The organism is Dethiosulfovibrio peptidovorans DSM 11002, assembly GCF_000172975.1.
GTDB classification, from domain to species: Bacteria; Synergistota; Synergistia; order Synergistales; family Dethiosulfovibrionaceae; genus Dethiosulfovibrio; species Dethiosulfovibrio peptidovorans.
The window spans coordinates 2,380,682-2,396,713 of the sequence record NZ_ABTR02000001.1 but is presented as its reverse complement, the minus strand read 5'-3'; the positions used below and the strand labels follow the sequence as shown (position 1 = coordinate 2,396,713).

The window sequence follows — 16,032 nt, the reverse complement described above, 5'->3', positions numbered from 1 at the left end:
AAACGATCTTTCGCCATCCTCTCTCTGCTTGGAGTCTATTAGAAGTGTCCTAGATCGCTCCACAGCGCTATGTAGGACCGATATAGCGCCTCTACGTCGGCAACGCTGGCTATCTCCATGGGGGCGTGCATCGATAGGAGCGTCGGTCCCATATCCAACGTGTCCATCCCAGTCCTTGCCAGATATTTTCCGATGGTTCCTCCTCCGGCTTTATCCACCGTTCCGAAGCTGCCCGTCTGCCATGGGATCTCCGCTCTATCCAGACAGGCTATCACCGCAGCGACGAATTCGCCTCGTGCCTCGTTGCCGTCGTATTTTCCGCCGCTTCCGGTGAACTTGACCACCCCCACGCCGTTTCCTAAGAGAGCCTGCTGGTCTCTGACGTAGTTTTTCTTGTAGAGGGGGTTCATGCCGGACGTTACGTCTGCGCTTATGGCACAGCTTTCCGAGTAGAGTCTCCTTAGGGAGAGGATATCCGATCTGTTCTCCGCAGATCGAAGGAGCTCCAGGAGGAATAGATCCAAAAAGGTCCCCTGGATTCCACCTATGCTTTCGCTGCCTATTTCCTCCCTGTCGACAGCCACGAAGATAGCCGTTTTATCAGGAGTCTCCATGTCGCAGAAGGCTTTGTAGGACATGGAGGTGCAGATCCTGTCGTCCAACCCGTAGGCCGAAACCATCGACTCGTCCAATCCCGCGAGTCTAGCCGGTCCCGCCGGTACGAGGGCGAGATCGGCGGACAAAAAGTCCTGCTCTTCCATGGCGAACCGATCTTTTAGGAGAGACAGTACAGCTTCTTTTATCGGGTTCTCTGTCTCGTCGTTCTCTATCGGGCGATGACCGACTATGGCGTCGAGGTCCTCGCCCACGACCGTCTCCGATGCCTTCCTCTTGGCCATGTCTCTGTCCACGTGGGGTTCCAGGTCCGGTATCATCAGGACCGGTTCGGACGCATCCTCTCCTATGACGATGTGTTCGGAGGCCCCGTCCCCTTTATGGATCTCTCCGTGTAACGCCAGAGGGACGTTGGTCCATTGATATTTTTTCAAACCTCCGTAATAATGGCAGTCGAGAAGGGCCAAGTTGCCTTCCTCGTAAAGAGGGCGACTTTTTATGTCGACCCTGGGTGAATCTATGTGGGATGCTATTACCGTGACTCCCGAAGATAGACCTTTTTTGCCCACCTTAGCGGCGAGAAGGGCCCGTCCTTTCCAGTTCATGTGAACCGTATCGCACGGTTTTAGAGAGGAAGTCTCTCTTACTTCCTTGGATCCTTTTCTTTCGAGATCCGATTGGAGCCACCGTACCCACTCTCTCTCGGTCTTATTAGCGGTTGCGGTGTCCATAAGAAATCTTAGGGATTCTGTCATGTCGACCTTGCCGTATCGCGTCCAGCTATTGGTGCGGCCTTTTCTCGTTTTTTTGTCGGTCATGATGATCCTCCTTTTCTTTTTTATGAGAAACGAGGGTATTATATGCGACAATTGTCTTTAGCGCATCGTTCGGGTTTATTCATTTCCCTGGAAGGTATAGATGGCTGTGGAAAATCTACCCAGGCTATGTTGTTGAGAGATCACCTGGAGGAAAGGGGACGTTCCGTGGTTCTCACCAAGGAGCCTGGAGACTGGTCCCATGGGGGGGAGATCAGACGTATACTCCTCGGCGGGGATCTTCGTCACGAACACACGGAGCTTTTCCTGTTCATGGCGGACAGATGCGAGCATCTTCTGCAGGTAGTGATTCCCGCTCTGGACAGGGGCGACATAGTCATATGCGATAGATATACCGACTCTACCCTTGCCTATCAGTGCTTCGGTAGAGGGTTGGATCCGACCTTCGTGGAGGGGCTTTTCAACTGGAGCGATTTTCCCGTTCCCGACGTGACCTTCTGGATAGACGTGCCACTTTCCTGCTCGCTGGGTAGAATAAGCTCGAGAGGGAGTCTCGATCGTATGGAGGAGGACTCCGATTTTCTCGATAGAGTCCGGTCCGGTTTTCAGTCTCTGAGGGAGAGCTACGAGGATAGAATTATCAGGATAGACGGAGAAGGAGAGGAGAACGTCGTGTTCTCCCGCTTGATGGAGTCCCTGGAGGGGTTGATTCCTTGGCAGCTATAAATAGAATTTCAGGAGAGCGTTCCGGTGGAGTGGAAGTTCCCCTGAAGGGCGACGGCAGGGCAGTCTCCTCCTCAGGAGGAAGAGGCAGCTCTTTCGATCAGACTGTCCAGATCATGGAACTAGAGGCACTTTTCAAGGAGCTCGAGGACGTAGGTACGAAGCTGTCCAGCGTTCCATCCACGGCTATAATGTCCAGGTATAGGGAACTGGTGAGGCAGCTTTTAGACAGGGCCCTTAAGGGCGTGAGACTAAGAAGGGATCTGAAGTGGCGTAGAGGGGACAAGAGAGGCTTCCTGGTAGTCGAGCAGACCGACGCATGGCTGGAGGAGCTGGAACAGGTTCTTTTCAGGGAGAACAGCCGTACCAGGGTTCTCAGACTTATGGAGGATATAAAGGGATGTCTGATCTCTCTTCTTTTCTAGAGGGCAGCGCTGCCTGGGGAGAAATGGAATCCGCCTTGAATAGGAGGATGCTGCCGTCTGCTCTGGCTATGGTAGCTCCTCAATCGTTGCATACATCACTTTTGAGAAAGGCCGCGGAACTGTGGCTCTGCGACGATCTGATCGGATGCGGGAGCTGTCCGTCCTGTCTCGCGTGGTCCGAGGACGGACACCCTGATCTCATCGTAGCCTCCGAGGAAGGAGCTCCTTCGGTGGATCAATGTCGTAGAATGTCGGAGGAGCTGTCACTTCGTCCCGTCGTAGCCTCCAGGAGGATAGCGGTGGTTCCCGACGCCGACAGAATGTCGCTCAACTCCGCCAACAGCCTTTTGAAGATAACGGAAGAACCCCCTGAATCGGGGCACCTGTTTTTCTTGTTGAGAGAGGACCGTATGATACCCACCTTGAGGAGCCGGGTCTGGACCCTTCGTTTTTCCTCGGAAGACCTGCTTAAATCGGTGTCTTTGCCGTCCGGAAAGGGCCAATGGATCGCGTGGCTGGGCAAATCGACCCGTATTGACAGGGGAGACCTGCTCCTGGAATTAGAGGGTATGTCGAGAAAACTGGTCGAAGAGGGCAGGTTTAAAACGGCATCCGCCGTCGATCAGTTGATATTCATGGCGGAACAGACCCATCTGTCCACGGCCATGATAGGAGATTTGGCTTTTTTATCTATCGAGGAGGAGTATCCTTTTGAGCGTATATTTGACGATATTCGGTAAGCCTAGATATCTGGGCATAATGGAAGTCGACTCCCCTGTCTTGGTACCTGGGGAGCCGGTGGTGATAGAGACTATGAGAGGTGTCGAGACCGCCACAGTAGGAGGTCCGATTTCGGAAGAGCAGACGGAGCTTTACAGAAAGGCTAACGAGAACAGCCCCAAGGACGGAGCCCAGGGAGGAGAGCCGGGACTCCAGACCGTGACCTTTGTGGCACAGGCGTCGGAGGACGATATCGTCGCCGATCAGGAAAACCGTAGAGATGAGGAAGACGTTCTTTTCAAGGCAAGACAGGTTCTGGGGGAGCACGGTCTGGCCATGAAGATAGTCGATGTGGAGTATCTTCTGGACAGGAAAAAACTTTTCTTCTACTTCACCGCTGAGCAGCGGATAGACTTCAGGGCCTACGTCCGAGATCTAGCTAGGGAATTTAGAACCAGGATAGAGCTTCGACAGATAGGGGTTAGAGACGAGGCCAAGGTAGTGAGGGGTATAGCTCCCTGTGGCAATCCCTGTTGCTGTAGCTACTGGCTTCACAGCTTCCTTCCCATCGGTATCAAAATGGTCAAAGAACAAAACCTCGCGTTGAATCCCACCAAGATATCCGGGCTTTGCGGAAGGCTTATGTGCTGTATGAGCTACGAACATCACGTCTACAGGGAGCTTTGGAAGAAACTTCCGAATCCTGGCAGCAAAATACGGAGTCCCAGAGGCACCTTTATACTGGTAGGAGTCGACATAGACGGAGAAAATGCCCTCGTGAGGACCCCCGATGGAGCCCACGTTCCCGTATCGGTGGAACGTTTTGCCGATTTCAAGGAAGCGGTGATGGTAGGAGAGGACTGGCAGCCCTTCGTGGCGGTTTCGGACCAGGAGGAAGAGAGACCTCCGATCGAACCGGTATTTGCTATGCCTACCTCCACCACCAGGCCTGTTCGGGAGGACAAGGACGAGCCTTCTAAAAAGGAAGAGCGCTCCGGTTCATCAGAGAAATCGTCGAGGAAAGGGGCGCCAGGGAAAGACAGTTCCTCGGATAAGCCCAAAAGCTCCAGCAGGAGAAGAAGGAGAAAGAAAAAAAAGCCTGCGACCACATCCGGTGAAAAGACGACCGACCAGTCTCAAGGTCAAAAGCCCCCTAAGGATAAGGTCAAACAGGGAACTCCCAAAGCCAAGAGCGGAGGAAAGGAACAGAGTCCTCCGGAGAAGGGAGACTCCAAGCCCAAGCGTCGCAGGAGAAGAAAGAAACCCGGCAACAATAAAAAGACTGATAAAAACGTCAAAAAGGACGGCAACGACGTCTCCAAGGGAGGTACCGCGGACTGATGGCTTTTTTCAAGGGTATTGCTTCCAAGTTGGCCAACGTCAGGGAGAAATGGAGCGAGGGAGTAGCCTCCCTCTTTTCCGGCAAGCTGGACGACGAGTTCTGGGAGGAGCTTACGGATCGTCTTATCGCCGGAGACGTAGGTGTAGAGCTCTCCGAAGAGTTGGCCGAGGAACTGAAAGAGACCTCTCGTCGAGAGGGGATCAGAGAACCGGAAGCTCTTCTGATTCGTTTCAAGGAGATACTTTCCTCCCGTCTGGAATCGGTCCCTATGATGGGAAAGCCTCTTTCTCCCGGATCGGGACTCTCAATCGTGGTCATGGTAGGGGTTAACGGCAGCGGCAAGACTACCACCACGGGGAAACTGGCTCAGCAGTTGGTGTCTCAGGGTAATAAAGTGGTGCTCGCAGCTGCGGACACCTTCAGGGCGGCTGCCTCGGAGCAGCTTCACGTCTGGGGTGAGCGTATAGGCATAAGGGTGATCTCCCAGCATCAGGGCAGCGACGCCGGAGCCGTGGCATACGACGCCATAAACGCCGCCAAAGCGTCCGGTGCCGATGTGGTCATAGTCGATACCGCCGGAAGGCTGCAGGCGAAACACAACCTCATGGAGGAGCTAAGGAAGGTCTATCGGGTCATAACTAAGGAGGTCCCGGCAGAAAGAATCGAGTCCCTCTTGGTGTTGGACGCCGTCATGGGACAAAACGCTTTTCGTCAGGCCGAGGTGTTCAACGAGGTAACCCCTCTTACCGGAGTGGTACTGGCAAAATACGACAACACCGCCAAGGGCGGAATCGTCTTGGCCATAGCGGACAAGCTTAAGCTTCCCATCAGATATGTCGGTCTTGGCGAGGCGATAGAGGACCTGGCTCCTTTCGTCCCGTCCGAGTTCGTCGACGCCCTTCTCAGATCCTCCGATAGATCCGGAGAGGAATGATGGAGGTGTCTATCGAATATAGCTACGGCGTCCCGGTGGACGAGCTTCTCAGAAAACTTTACAGCTTGAGGATAGACTGGGTCGTCATAGAGAAAAAGAAAAAAAAGGTCGTCCTCCACAAGGAACGTCTCATCTCCTTCATGGGTATGGGGCTGGGTGACTCGCCTGTAGAAGAGGTATTGAAGGGTAAACGATTCTCTTCATTCGAGGACATACCCCAGGGAGAAAAGGTTCTTTTCCTTGACGATAAGGGCGGTAGAATAGAGGGTTTCGATCGGGAATCTCCGGATGCCCCTGTCACACCTTCCTGGTGGTCCGTTCCACTACCAATAGTGAAGATAGACGGTGGTACCGAGCTGAACGAAAAGGCGGCGGCCCTCTTCGGTCGGCTGTCCCTCACCGCGAAAGAGATAAAATCTCTCGGAGAAAAGGGGGAGGCTCTTCTGTCCAAGGGAAAGAAGCGAGTATACCTTTCCGAAATAGAGGGGCCTTACTATCTGGTCGAGGACGTCAGCGGCGAGGTCTCCATGGCGGAGGATATCGGATGGTGGGCCGCCGTAGGTCGAGCTCTGGCGGATAGGCTTCGTCGTGAGGGCAAGGATTTGGTCAGAAGGGATCGAATGAGCCAAGCGGGGGCCGATAACGAACTGTTGCCCTGTCGGTGGGAAAACGATCTGTTAGGATATCTGGAGATAAAGGACGGAGGAACCGCCGGTTCCCCGTCGACGGGAGATGAATAACTGTTATGATCGGTCGTTATGAGACTGAGGAGATGCGCGGAATATGGTCTTTAGAAAACCAGTACAGAAGCTGGATGGAGGTGGAGCTGGCGGTCTGTAAGGCCTGGTGCGATCTGGGAGTCATTCCGAAAGACGCACTGAAGGAAATCGAGACGAAAAGCGATTTCGACGTGGACAGGATCGCCGCTATAGAGGCGGAGGTCCATCACGACGTCATAGCCTTTGTGACGGATATGGCCTCACAGGTAGGGCCTAGCGGAAGGTACATACATCTGGGGCTAACCAGCAGTGATGTGCTCGATACCGCCAGCGCACTGAGACTTAGACAGGCCTTGGACGTAGTTTTGAAGCAGCTGGACTCTCTTTGCGATGCCGTGTGGAAACTGGCCGACGGGCATCGACATACCCCCTGTGTAGGAAGGTCCCACGGGATCCATGCCGAGCCTACGACCTTTGGCCTCAAGGTCTTGAACTGGTATTCGGAGCTTACGAGGGATAGAGAAAGGCTTCTCTCCGCCAGGGATAACATCGGCTACGGGAAGCTTTCCGGAGCGGTGGGAACCTTTGCCCATAGTTCCCCTGAGTTCGAGGAGAAGGTCTGCGCTTCCCTCGATCTGAAGGCCGATCCTGTGTCGACCCAGGTAGTCCAGAGAGACAGGCATGCTCAGGTATCCTACGCCCTGTCGAGTTTGGGCTGCGCTATGGAGAGAATCTCCACCGAGATACGTCATCTTCAGAGGACCGAGGTGCTGGAGGTGCTGGAGCCCTTCGGCAGCAAACAGAAAGGCTCCTCCGCCATGCCTCACAAAAAGAACCCCATACTCTGCGAGAGGATAACCGGTATGTCCCGACTCCTAAGATCCTATCATCTTGCCGCCCTCGAGAACGTGGCTCTGTGGCACGAGAGGGACATAAGCCATTCTTCGGTGGAGCGCATCGCCTGGCCCGACTCGTTCCATCTTGTCCACTACATGGAAAAACTTCTTCAAAGGGTCGTCGTAGGGCTCACGGTGAAGGCCGATAACATGAGGCGCAACCTCGACCTGACCAAGGGGCTCGTCTTCAGTCAGAGGGTGTTGCTGCAGTTGGTCGAGCGTTTCGGTCTGAGCCGGGAGGACGCTTACTCGGTGGTCCAGTCCAACGCCATGAGGTGCTGGGACGGAGAGGGTGCCTTCATCGATCTTCTCTGGGAAGACGAGAGGATCAACGGAGCTCTCGAAAGAGAGGAACTGGAGGAGCTTTTCTCCGAGGAATATTATTTCCGTCACGTAGATTCGGTGTTCGATAGATTCCCCAATAGGGGATAATTCGGGAGGTCTTACATATGGTTGTCGATTCTCGCTGCGATAAAACCCCTGACCGCAACATGGCTCTTGAGTTCTGCCGTGGTACCGAAGCCGCCTCAATGGCGGCGGGGCGCTGGATGGGACGGGGAGATAAAAACTCTGCCGACGGTGCCGCCGTCAACGCCATGAGGTATATGCTTAACACAATCCACATGGACGGGATAGTGGTTATCGGTGAGGGGGAAAAGGACGAGGCTCCCATGCTGTTCAATGGAGAGAAACTTGGTACCGGTGACGGCCCTCAGGTGGACATTGCCGTCGATCCTATAGACGGCACAAGGCTCACCGCATTGGGATTGAGCGGCGCCATCAGCGTGGTGGCTGTAGCCCCCAGAGGTACGATGTTCGATCCCAAGTGTGTCTTCTACATGGATAAACTGGTGGTCGGTCCTGAAGCCAAGGATATGGTGGACATAGAGGCCCCTGTGGCGGAGAACATAAATAGGGTGGCGAAAGCCAAGAAAAAAAACGTATGCGACGTGACAGTAGTAGTCTTGGATCGCCCTAGACACACGGATCTCATCGCGGAGATAAGAGAGGCTGGCGCGAGGATAAAACTCATTCCCGATGGAGATATCGGGGGAGCTCTCCTGACCTGCAAGAGCGAACGTGGGGCCGATATGCTGATGGGCATCGGAGGAACTCCCGAGGCGGTCATAACAGCCTGTGCCGTTAAGGCACTTGGTGGAGGCATGCAGGGTAAGCTTTGGACTCGAACGGAGGACGAGAAAAACTGTGCCATAGGTCAGGGTCTGGATTTCTCCAAGGTCCTAACCCTGGACGACCTAGTCTCCAGCGACGACGTCTTTTTCTCCGCTACCGGCATCACCGACGGGGATTTCTTGACCGGCGTCCGTTACGAAAGCGAGAGGATCAAGACCAGCTCTCTCGTCATGAGGTCCAAGAGCGGAACGGTAAGATACGTAGAGGCAATTCATCGTCCTAAAAAACTTGACGCTATCAGCGGTATCGATTATAAAGGTTGTAGGTAGGGGACGACGAATAGTAGTCGCTCCTGAGGAACTTGCAACGTTCGTCGCAGGTGTACACCCATTTTAGGAGGCACAAGTAATGAAAGGCACAGTCAAATGGTTCAACGGCACCAAGGGGTACGGTTTTATCACCACCGAAGAGGGGAACGATGTGTTCGTCCACTTCAGCGCGATTCAGATGGATGGGTACAAAACCCTTGAAGAGAATGATGTGGTCGAGTTTGAGATCACCAACGGTGAGAAGGGCCCCCAGGCGTCGAACGTTACCAGAGCGTAACGGGTCTTTACAGCCCTGAAAACCACAACGGAGGACGGCGCCTTGGGCCGCCCTCCGTTTTTTAGTTCTCAAATCCGCCATCGCCATCCAGCTATCGCCGCCTGTCCTACCGATACGGACTCGTCGTTAGGTGAAAGCCTTCGGTGGGTCAGTACGGAAAATCCTCGGCCCTCAAGTCTGACCACGGTCTGTCTCAAGAGCATCCGATTTTGCCATACCCCGCCGGACAGGGCGACTTTCTTTACGCCGGTATCCTTCGCTATATTCGTGCATATCTCCGATATTGACTTGGCCAAAGAAGCGTGGAATGCAGATCCGCCCTGATCTAAGGTGGGTTTCTCCTCAACGAGCCACCTTATGAATGGACGCCAGTCCAGGATTATCCCGTCTTCGTCGTTCCATATGCCCATATCGACAGGAATCTCGTCTGTATAGGAGGACCGGGCCTCTAGCTCCATGGCGGCCTGTCCGTCGTAGCTTACTCTGTCTCTACCGCCTAGAATCGCCGATACCCCGTCAAAAAGCCTGCCGCAGGAGGACGTTAAGGGAGAGGAGTTCATGGTCTTCACGATGATCTTTGCTTTCTCGGATCTTTCCTGCCATATACGACTGGCTTCCTTTATGGCCTCTTCTTCCCCTAGGGCCTCTGTCAGTAAAGACAGGGAGTAGCGCCAGGGCTCCAACACAGAACGGTCTCCTCCCGGAAGCCCGGCCGTCTTAAAATGGCCCAATCTTCTGTAACCGGACCAGTCTCCTAGTAGAAATTCCCCTCCCCAGATCGTGCCGTCCGATCCATATCCCGTTCCGTCCATGATGACACCTATCGTCGGCTCGTTTATGTCGTATTCCGCTAGACAGGCGGCCAGATGGGCGTGATGATGCTGGACCGCCATGGATCTCTCCACCTCGCCCAGCGCCTTCAAGGCGGTCTGAGTCGATAGATACAGAGGATGGGCGTCGTATGCCAACGCCTTGGGGCGTATGTTGTAGAGCTCGGTGAAATGGTCCAGGGTCTGGCGATAGTATCCCAGGGTATCCATCTGTTTGGCGTCTCCGAGGTATTGACTCGGGAATATCAACCCCTCCTGGGTGAGGGAGAAGGTGCTCTTCATCTCCGCTCCTGCTGCTAGTATGTGAGGCATCGAAATGGATAGGTCGATCGGGTTGGGAACATAGCCTCTGCCCCTTCTGAGCATCACGGTTCTGTCTCCCGAAAGGGCGACGAGGGAGTCGTCCACCTTCATGCATATATCCCTGTTATGCATCAGAAACCCGTCGGCCACGTGGGCGAGTCGGGATAGTGCCTCCTCGTTATCCGAGATGAGAGGTGAATCGGTGGGGTTCGCGCTGGTCATCACGAGAGCCCTCATCCCCTCCAGTATCAGATGGTGAAGCGGTGTGTAGGGTAGCATTATCCCGACGCTGTTTTGGCCCGGAGCCACCGATTCCGCCACGGAGCCGGTTTTTTTCTCGCACAGAACTATAGGGCGCCTGGATGATTTCAGGAGCCTGGCTTCTTCCTCCGATATCAGGGCTATCTCTCTGGCAGACTCCAGGCTCTCCGCCATTATCGCAAGAGGCTTGTCTGGGCGCCCCTTTCTATGCCTGAGGGTCGATACCGGGGTGTCCTCGAAGGGGTCGCAGGCCAGATGGAAACCGCCGAGACCCTTTATCGCTACTACCTTTCCAGCTTTCAGGTATTCCCTGCATCGACCGATTCCGTCTTCCCTGAGATAGGGTTCTCCCAGTTCGGTTTGAAACCATACTGAGGGGCCACAGTCGGCGCAGGCGTTGGGCTGAGCATGATATCTTCTGTTTTCCTGATCGGTGTACTCGCCATTGCATCTGTCGCACATGGGGAATATCGACATGGTAGTCTTGGGCCTGTCGTAGGGGAGTCCGGACACTATGGAGAACCGTGGCCCGCAGTCGGTGCAGTTTATGAAGGGGTAACGGTATCTCCTGTCCGATGGATCCCTCATCTCTGCTAGACATCTGTCGCAGGTGCCTATGTCGGGAGGGATCAAAACCCTCTGTCTCTCGGTTCTCCGGCTTTTCCCTATGACGAAAGCTCCGGGAAGGTCTCCATCCGTCTTTCTCTCGGAGATTATCGTTATGGAATGGATGTCCGCCGGATCGGGCTTGGTGTCTTTAAGATTTTTGATATAGTTGTCTATGGACCTCTCCGTTCCTCTGAGGACGATAACCACTCCGTCGGAGCTGTTTATCACCGAGCCTCCGAGGCCCAGAGAAGAGGCCAACTTCGCGCAAAAAGGACGAAAACCGACGCCCTGAACGACGCCGGTGACGAGAATTTCTTTTTCCGTCAACTTGATCCCTCCGTTCAGTGGCATTTTACTACTTTCTGTGAAACAGTGGTGTGGAAGGAGATTCAGCCATGAGAGACAGAGGATTGATGCACGTATACTACGGTACAGGAAAGGGGAAGACCACAGCTGCTATGGGATTGGCTATAAGGGCCTTGGGTGCTGGCTTTTCCGTCGGGATGGTGCAGTTCATGAAGGGGTACCCCTACTCGGAGGTCGCACTGTTGAAGAAGCTAAATGGCCTGGAACTGGTTCAGACCGGCCGCCCCGATTACGTCTACAAGGGAGAGGAGACCGACGAGGATCTAAGAGAGGCCGCCAGAGGAATGGAGGCCGCCAGACGGTTCGTCTACAAGGAAGTTCGAGATCTGGTCATACTGGACGAGGTCTCGGTTGCCTTGGATTACGGTCTTCTGAAGGAGGACGACCTGCTGGAACTTATCGACAACCGTCCGGAATCGGTGGAATTGGTGGTCACCGGTCGGTATCCCTCGGAGGCTATACTGAAGAGAGGAGACTACCTGTCTGAGATAGTCTCTCGTCGTCATCCCTACGACAGAGGAGTTTTGTCCAGAAATGGCATCGACCACTGATCGCCGGGTCCTTTTGGGTGTCAGCGGCGGCGTCGACAGCTGCGCCGCCGCTCTGTTGCTCAGAAGGTCCGGATACGAACCTATTGGTGTCCGGCTGATCCTCAAGGAAAAGGAGGATCGGCTGGACGAGGCCAGGTTGAAGGGGCTGAACTCGCTGGGAATACCGGTGGTGGAGATAGACGGTAGGAAAGCTTTTCGATCCTCCGTGGTGGAGCCCTTTCTGGAGGCCTATGAGAGGAGTATCACTCCCAATCCCTGTGTGCTCTGCAACGAGAGGGTCAAGTTCAGGCTTCTCTTCGAAGAAGCCGATCGGAGAGGAATCCACACGGTCGGAACGGGACATTACGCCGGGACAACCCCCTATCGCGGCGGTTCGGCCATAAGCAGGGCCGAGATAGGGGGGAAGGATCAGAGCTATATGCTCTATCGACTTCCTTCAGAGTGGCTCGATCGTCTGATCTTTCCTCTCGAGAACTTGTCCAAACCGGAGGTCAGGGATCTGGTCTTCCGCGAGTTCGACGACGAAGAGTTAAAATCCGGTGACAGCCAGGACATCTGTTTCATTCCAGGATCGCTGGACTCCTTCCTGGACGAGAATTTGAGAGAGGAGGCTGGCCCGGGGCCGATGATCTCGCTCGACGGAGACGTGCTGGGCCGTCACAGAGGATTGTGTCGTTATACCGAGGGACAGAGAAAAGGGCTGGGGCTCGGAGGAGGTCCATGGTTCGTCGTGAGGAAGGACAGATCCGAAAACGCCCTGATACTGGGAAGAGAGACGGATACCTCCGTTGTCAGAATAGGATTCTCTATGCTAAAATGGCAACATAAAGTAAATGAAGGGTCGGTTTACCTGGCTCAGCATCGTTATCGATCCGCACCTATCCCGGCTGTTGTCTCTAGGTTAAATCAGGGCTCTGCGGAGGTCCTGTTGGAAAAATCGGCGAGAGGTGTTGCTCTGGGTCAATCCTTGGTTCTTTACGATGGTCCCTGTCTTCTGGGTGGTGGAGTAATAGATAGGCTATATAGCCGATAAAGGAGGAGTTTTTATGTCTTTAAAGGAATTGTTGCGTCTAGATCCCGAGGCGGTCAGAAGGACTACCGACCCCTCCTCGCTGGACTGTTCTTCGACCGAGGAGGTCGATTGCCTTACCGGTTTCATAGGTCAGGAGAGGGCGGTCCGTTCCATGGAGTTCGGTCTCTCTGTCAACAGCAAGGGATACAACATCTTCGTAGTCGGTAACTCCGGCAGTGGCAGGACGACCTATGCCCTGGACAGCCTCAGAAAAAAGGCGAAGGAGATGGATGTACCGGACGATCTGGTATATGCCTATAATTTCGACAATCCCGGAGAGCCCGTGGCCTTGTTTCTTCCCGCCGGACAGGGGAAGGCGATGGAGACCGCTTTCGAAAACCTTATAGACGAGCTGAAGAGTGTCATAAACAAAGCCTTCGAAAAGGGGCATTACGAAGACACCAAGGCTCAGGAGGTCAAGGCCTTCCAGGAAGAGGTAAACGAGAAGATGGAGGAGGTCAAGGCCTGGGCTTGGGAAAGAGGCTTCTCCGTCAAGAGAACCCCTCAGGGCTTCGTGAACATCCCCCTGACCGACGACGTGGACGAAGAGGGCAACTCCATTAGGAGAGAAATACAGCCTGAGGAGTTTGAGGCCCTTAGCGAGGACAGACAAAAGGAGCTCCAGAAGGAATCGGAGGAGATATCCCAGAAGACCCTTGGAGTTCTCAGGGATATCAGAGACAAGGAGAAAGACCTCAAGAAGAAGATAAGCGAGCTGGAGTCGGAGATATGCAGAAACGCTATACAGCCCGCTATAGACGACGTCAGAGAGCGTTTCGGCGTTAACGAAAAAGTCCTTGGTTGGATAGACGCCTATACCTCCAGTGTCATAGATAACTTCGGTGTGTTCGTGGCATCGGCCAGGGACGACAATACCGAGGTCGATTTCAGCGTCTACCAGGTAAACCCCATAGTGTCCAACGACCCGGAAGACGGGGCTCCCGTCATATGGGAGACCAATCCGACCTACTATAACCTCATGGGGAAAGTCGAGTACGAAAGCCGCCAGGGATACCTCTACACCGACTTCAACAAAATAGTGGCCGGAGCCATACTGAAGGCCAACGGAGGATTTCTCGTTTTGGATGTGGACTTGCTTTTGAGAAACTTCATGTCCTACGAGGGGATCAAGAGGGTTTTGAGGACAGGCACCCTCCACATAGAGAACCTGGGCGAGCAGTACGGCGCCGTTCCCATGTCGTCCCTTCGCCCGGAGGGAGTGGACATATCGGTCAAGGTCGTTTTGGTAGGCACCCACTATCTGTACCATCTGCTTCAGTACTACGACCCCGAGTTCCGCAAGATGTTCAAACTCCGGGCGGAGTTCACCTCCGACATGGAGAGGACCTCTTGCTCCGAGCACCAGATGGCTCAATTCATCACCACGGTCGTCAAAAGGGAGAAGGGGCCTCATTTCACCGCCGAGGCGGTCGCACAGGTCATAGATTGGTCGGCTCGCCTGTCCGGGGATAAAGACCGCCTATCCATACAGTTCAACCGGATAATAGAGGTCATAGTGGAGGCCATAACATGGGCCAAGCTGGACAAGGCGGAGCTGGTCTCCAGGGGCCACGTAAGAAAGGCGATAGAGGAGACTCGCTATCGAGCCAGTTTGGTGGAGGAGAGAATTCGTCGTGCCTTCGTGGACGGGGTCATAAGGATAGACACCGAAGGGGAGGCCGTCGGACAGATAAACGGACTGGCCGTCATAGACTTGGGCGACTACGCTTTCGGACATCCCGCCAGGATAACCGCCAATACATACATGGGCAAGGAGGGTGTGGTCAACATCGAGAGAGAGACCGCCATGGCTGGTCCCATTCACAACAAGGGGCACCTCACTCTGAACAGCTACCTTGGCATGAAATACGCCCAGGATATGCCCTTGACCCTGTCGGCCAGTATATCCTTCGAGCAGAATTACGGAGGAATAGAGGGAGATAGCGCCTCTTCCACCGAGCTCTACAGTCTTTTATCCTCTTTGGCTGAGGTCCCCATAGATCAGTCCATAGCCGTCACCGGGTCGGTCGACCAGTTCGGCAACATCCAGCCAATCGGAGGGGTAAACGAGAAAGTAGAGGGATTCTTCGCCTATTGCAAGGAGAGAGGGCTCACCGGCTCTCAGGGAGTGATAATACCCCATCAGAACGAACGGCACCTCATGTTGAACGAGGAGGTCGTAGAGGCCATAGAGGAAGGCCTGTTCCACGTCTGGAAGGTGCACTCGGTGGACGAGGGGATAGAGATTCTTACGGGAATACCGGCAGGAAAGCCCAACAAGAGGGGTAATTATCCCAAAAACTCCATACACGGCAAGGTCAAGGCCAAACTCAAAAAGTGGATGAAAGACGCCGCCAGGATACACAAGGAAATGTCCGGAACGGCGGACAAAACTGGAAAGACCAAGAAGAACAAGGTGGAGGAGCAGCTTCGGTGAGTCGCCTTCTATCCGAGGCGAAGGACGGGAAATTTAGTTCGACCTCTCCTTTAGAAAGGAATCTTCTATCGGTTCTTGATGTGCTGGAGGAACTGTGGGGTCAGGAAAAGAACCCCATGGTCTCCGCCTTCGACGATCCCCTGGATGGTCTGATGTTGACTATTCTGTCTCAGAACACGAACGATAACAACAGAGACAGAGCCTTCGATAAATTGAAGACCCTGTACCCCCTTTGGGAAGACGTCGCGTCGGTCACCCCCGACGAGTTGGCCGACGCCATAAGGGTCGCAGGGATCGCCAACGTCAAGGCCGGACGGATGTTGGACGTGTTGAAGATAATCCATGACGAGCTTGGCGAATACGGTCTTACGGGGCTGAAATATCGGGATCATGACGGTGTAAGGGCCTTTCTTGAAGGGCTTCCAGGCGTCGGGCCTAAGACCGCTGCCTGCGTCCTGGTCTTCGATATGGACATCCCCGCCTTCCCCGTGGATACCCACGTTGCCAGGTTCTGCCGCCGTATGGAGTGGGTTCCTCGCTCGGCCACCCCGGTGAGGATACAGGAATACATGGAGAAAATAGTCCCGGATGAGCGAAAGAAAGGGGCTCACCTCAACATCATCAGTCACGGTAAATCCATATGTAAAGCGAGAAAACCGATTTGTCAGAGGTGTCCTCTGATTGACCTCTGTCCGTCCTCGGAAACGAAATGA

The 16,032-nt window shown here is 54.3% G+C and carries 15 protein-coding genes; 13 read left to right on the top strand and 2 right to left on the bottom strand.

Annotation, left to right across the window (positions count from 1 at the left end):
- Positions 1–38 precede the first annotated feature (38 nt).
- Positions 39–1,433 (bottom strand): zinc-binding metallopeptidase family protein, encoded by a 1,395-nt coding sequence (locus DPEP_RS11585; protein ID WP_005662271.1) that lies wholly within the window; start codon positions 1,431–1,433, stop codon positions 39–41.
- A gap of 42 nt (positions 1,434–1,475) precedes the next feature.
- On the opposite strand from DPEP_RS11585, the gene tmk reads away from it, so the two are divergent.
- The 9 genes from tmk to DPEP_RS11540 all read left to right on the top strand — a co-directional run bounded on the left by tmk (position 1,476) and on the right by DPEP_RS11540 (position 8,890).
- Positions 1,476–2,117, top strand: coding sequence for a dTMP kinase (tmk, locus tag DPEP_RS11580; RefSeq protein ID WP_005662269.1), 642 nt, complete (start codon positions 1,476–1,478; stop codon positions 2,115–2,117).
- A complete protein-coding gene (locus DPEP_RS11575; RefSeq protein ID WP_005662267.1) occupies positions 2,105–2,539 on the top strand; it encodes a DUF327 family protein in 435 nt (144 codons plus the stop codon). The genes tmk and DPEP_RS11575 overlap by 13 nt, the downstream gene beginning before the upstream one ends.
- Positions 2,515–3,279, top strand: coding sequence for a DNA polymerase III gamma/tau subunits-like protein (locus DPEP_RS12920; protein WP_005662266.1), 765 nt, complete (start codon positions 2,515–2,517; stop codon positions 3,277–3,279). Before DPEP_RS11575 ends, DPEP_RS12920 begins: the two co-directional genes overlap by 25 nt.
- Positions 3,251–4,600: a PSP1 domain-containing protein gene (locus tag DPEP_RS11565; protein ID WP_005662264.1), complete on the top strand. Its 1,350-nt coding sequence runs from the start codon at positions 3,251–3,253 to the stop codon at positions 4,598–4,600. The genes DPEP_RS12920 and DPEP_RS11565 overlap by 29 nt, the downstream gene beginning before the upstream one ends.
- Positions 4,600–5,535 carry a signal recognition particle-docking protein FtsY gene (gene ftsY, locus DPEP_RS11560; protein ID WP_005662262.1) on the top strand — a complete coding sequence of 312 codons (936 nt, stop codon included), beginning with the start codon at positions 4,600–4,602 and terminating at the stop codon, positions 5,533–5,535. The genes DPEP_RS11565 and ftsY overlap by 1 nt, the downstream gene beginning before the upstream one ends.
- On the top strand, positions 5,532–6,275 hold the full coding sequence (locus tag DPEP_RS11555; RefSeq protein WP_198003086.1) for a hypothetical protein: 744 nt from the start codon (positions 5,532–5,534) through the stop codon (positions 6,273–6,275). Before ftsY ends, DPEP_RS11555 begins: the two co-directional genes overlap by 4 nt.
- 5 nt (positions 6,276–6,280) lie before the next feature.
- Positions 6,281–7,582, top strand: a complete 1,302-nt coding sequence (gene purB, locus DPEP_RS11550) for an adenylosuccinate lyase (RefSeq protein ID WP_005662258.1) — start codon at positions 6,281–6,283, stop codon at positions 7,580–7,582.
- Between the two features lie 17 nt (positions 7,583–7,599).
- On the top strand, positions 7,600–8,613 hold the full coding sequence (glpX, locus tag DPEP_RS11545; protein ID WP_005662256.1) for a class II fructose-bisphosphatase: 1,014 nt from the start codon (positions 7,600–7,602) through the stop codon (positions 8,611–8,613).
- A gap of 79 nt (positions 8,614–8,692) precedes the next feature.
- Positions 8,693–8,890 (top strand): cold shock domain-containing protein, encoded by a 198-nt coding sequence (locus tag DPEP_RS11540; RefSeq protein ID WP_005662254.1) that lies wholly within the window; start codon positions 8,693–8,695, stop codon positions 8,888–8,890.
- 68 nt (positions 8,891–8,958) lie between these two features.
- Here DPEP_RS11540 and hypF read toward each other — a convergent pair whose 3' ends face one another.
- Positions 8,959–11,220, bottom strand: a complete 2,262-nt coding sequence (gene hypF / locus DPEP_RS11535; RefSeq protein WP_005662252.1) for a carbamoyltransferase HypF — start codon at positions 11,218–11,220, stop codon at positions 8,959–8,961.
- Between the two features lie 68 nt (positions 11,221–11,288).
- On the opposite strand from hypF, the gene DPEP_RS11530 reads away from it, so the two are divergent.
- Genes DPEP_RS11530 through DPEP_RS11515 form a run of 4 tightly spaced genes read left to right on the top strand, consistent with a single transcriptional unit; the run spans position 11,289 to position 16,032 of the window.
- Positions 11,289–11,810, top strand: a complete 522-nt coding sequence (locus DPEP_RS11530) for a cob(I)yrinic acid a,c-diamide adenosyltransferase (RefSeq protein WP_005662251.1) — start codon at positions 11,289–11,291, stop codon at positions 11,808–11,810.
- Positions 11,794–12,843: a tRNA 2-thiouridine(34) synthase MnmA gene (mnmA, locus tag DPEP_RS11525; protein ID WP_005662249.1), complete on the top strand. Its 1,050-nt coding sequence runs from the start codon at positions 11,794–11,796 to the stop codon at positions 12,841–12,843. The genes DPEP_RS11530 and mnmA overlap by 17 nt, the downstream gene beginning before the upstream one ends.
- Before the next feature lie 13 nt (positions 12,844–12,856).
- Positions 12,857–15,319, top strand: coding sequence for a Lon protease family protein (locus tag DPEP_RS11520; protein ID WP_005662246.1), 2,463 nt, complete (start codon positions 12,857–12,859; stop codon positions 15,317–15,319).
- On the top strand, positions 15,316–16,032 hold the full coding sequence (locus DPEP_RS11515) for an endonuclease III domain-containing protein (protein WP_005662244.1): 717 nt from the start codon (positions 15,316–15,318) through the stop codon (positions 16,030–16,032). The genes DPEP_RS11520 and DPEP_RS11515 overlap by 4 nt, the downstream gene beginning before the upstream one ends.